The organism is Bacillus cereus group sp. BfR-BA-01310 (genome assembly GCF_022664325.1).
In the GTDB taxonomy this organism is placed as follows: Bacteria; Bacillota; Bacilli; order Bacillales; family Bacillaceae_G; genus Bacillus_A; species Bacillus_A paramycoides.
Map to the genome: position 1 here is coordinate 1 of NZ_JAKUHD010000069.1, position 2,574 is coordinate 2,574.

The following is a 2,574-nucleotide window of genomic DNA, read 5'->3' on the forward strand; positions in this document are numbered from 1 at the left end:
CATCGCTATCAAGCTAAGCTCATACAACGTCAATCATAGTAGGGGTTGCTTCTTTTTTCTAAAGACCACGTGTAGGGAATTTAAAGATTTGCATGCGAAATAAGCCCTAATGGGTTTCATTTTTTTGAATTAAGCCGCTTGATTATCAGACATGGTACAATTGTAAACGACACCTAATATATCAAAGACTGTTTTCTTCTCATATCGATGAGATTTTCTCCCGTTTTGCTGTAGGAGGTTGAACAGGCGAATTAGAATCTTTGATAGCTCTTGGGTGTCTTTCTGTATAGCTTGGAAAAGAAGAAGAAAGTAATCTTTAATCATATATATGGCCTTATATTCACTCAGTTCTCGTTTCTTTTTCATAAGAAGTAATTGACGCATTTGAAACATGGTAGAAGAACAGAGTAGAATGGCAATCAATTGCCCATACAAATGGCATTCCAATCGTTCTCGTTTTATCTTTTTACAATGATGAATATGAAAGAATGATTTCCACGTTTTAAATAAAATCTCGATTTGCCAACGTAGAGAATACCAATCATGTACTTGTCCCAATGGGACAATATCTGTAGGAGTATTTGTCATATATACATTGATACCGCTAAGTCGTTTACTACGAGCGGAATACTTCATTCCTTTCTTTTTTTCTCTTACAGTTTGATCTTGTAATCGTTTTTGTTGTTGTTCTTTTGTTAGCCGATGAACAATCACACGAGTTGGGATTTTATCATTCATTCCTACATAAGCGTTGGATATTTCACATGTTTGTCCTGGTTGAAGAGAGTTCATTAAAACCTCCATATCTATCTGGATATACTCTGTACCTTTCTTGATTCTGCCATCTTGAAAATAATCAGGGTTAGGATTTTTTTGATAAATACGTGTATTCGATTTGATACGTGAGATATAGTAAGCCTTTTTATCTTGTATATGTTGAAGATCTTTTAAATGAAAATAGCCTAAATCTCGGATACATAAATCATTCGCTGTTACAGTTGGGACACACAGGGAACCGTAGGTTCGATCATGTTGTTTACCTGGACCTGTATGAATATGAAGGAATTGTCCACTTAATAAATCATACTCAAGCTGAATCTTCACTCCCGCTGTATGGCTGCATCCTCCTGCACCCGGATAAACGAATGAAAAGGGATCTGGGATTTGAAATGCAGTTGAATCTAAAATACGGATACGCTTGAAAACAGAAGTATATGGAGAAGAAATGAGCATAGATGAGGCCAATTTTTGGTTTAGTAGTTCAGCTAGTATGTGTTGTAAGAATTGGACAGCCGCTTTATTAAATCGTTGATTCAGTCCCTCAGGACTGATGAGTACTTCTGTTGATACTTCTAAACAGCTAGATAACTGAGTTAAAGAAGTCGCAGCGACATTTTGACTCATCCATACACATAAAGCGACTAAATCCTTCGCTTGATACTTACTAGTTCGTTGTACAAAACCAACATCTCTAGCAAGATCTCGTAAGATATTTGGAGATAAACAGCTTTGAATCTCTTGAGCAAATAGTTGTAATTCATCGGATACAGAAATAGACATACAAAAACGCCATCCTTTCCTATGATTCTACAGAAAGAATAGCGTATTTTTTCATTTTAGGGGAGATTTTGTTGTATTAGTTTGATAGCGATTTGGTGTTACCCCTTATAGGATAATAGAAGTTTGCATTTCCAATTTTTTCACACTCTATTAACAAGGCAGTTATAGCATCCTGGTTTAGCGTTAAGAATGTGAATATATTCTACTTCTTTATTATCAAAAATTTCATCTATATTTTCTCTTAAATTTACACCTTCTGTAACCCTTGCTTCTACAATCATTGAGTCAGCATTGTAGCCGCGTACAGATAGATACCTATGATGTAACATATGCGGAATTTCATTTACATCTAGCTTAGCGGTAGTTGCTCCCTTTCGTATAAATATAGGACCACTTGCTTTATAAGGCGAATTAACACTATGATATTGGTAATTCAGTAAGATTACCTCTTCTCCTACCTCTGCATCCTTCAAACTTATCCTGCAAGGATATCCAGGATTTTGATTTGCTATTATTTTGACTGCCCCGATACTTTTTAATACTTCTTCATTCATTAGAAATAGGTTATTAAACTCCTTCTCTTGTAACGCAACGACTTGAAAGTTATTTCTCATATTCTATCCCTCCTTAATTAGTTGTTATAAAGCATTTCACTAATGATGCTACCACTAAAGTTCATAAAACTTGTTCAATAATCCTGCCCGTTTGTTGAAGATTGAATTTTCATAATATTTATATTAAGTTTAACATAAAATTCCACAGGAACCTCTAAAAAAAATCATCCTTTTTAAAATAGGATGATTGTCCAGCTTATTTAAAGTATAGAATATCGTTTAAAGTAAATTGTTTATCGGTTAAACCTAGTTTCTGAGTTGGCGTTGAACTTGTCTTTTTAGATACTTTAGTAGCCAAACAGAAGTTGTAGTACGTTCTAAATATATATTTTTTTGTTATAAGTTAACACAAAATTTCGTTCTGGGGGTACTATAAAATTTTAGCTTGATAGCGATGTGG

2 protein-coding genes are annotated in these 2,574 nt (G+C 34.3%); both read right to left on the reverse strand.

The genetic code is table 11. The features are described from left to right. Positions 1 to 129: 129 nt before the first annotated feature. On the reverse strand, positions 130 to 1,560 hold the full coding sequence (locus tag MR109_RS29525) for an IS4 family transposase (RefSeq protein WP_242274850.1): 1,431 nt from the start codon (positions 1,558 to 1,560) through the stop codon (positions 130 to 132). A gap of 140 nt (positions 1,561 to 1,700) precedes the next feature. After that, a complete protein-coding gene (locus MR109_RS29530; protein WP_001245419.1) occupies positions 1,701 to 2,174 on the reverse strand; it encodes a DUF1203 domain-containing protein in 474 nt (157 codons plus the stop codon). Positions 2,175 to 2,574 lie beyond the last annotated feature (400 nt).

Coding starts and splice junctions, on each gene's coding strand:
- MR109_RS29530 (WP_001245419.1), bottom strand. CDS start 2,174: ATGAGAAATAACTTTCAAGTCGTTGCGTTACAAGAGAAGGAGTTTAAT.
- MR109_RS29525 (WP_242274850.1), bottom strand. CDS start 1,560: ATGTCTATTTCTGTATCCGATGAATTACAACTATTTGCTCAAGAGATT.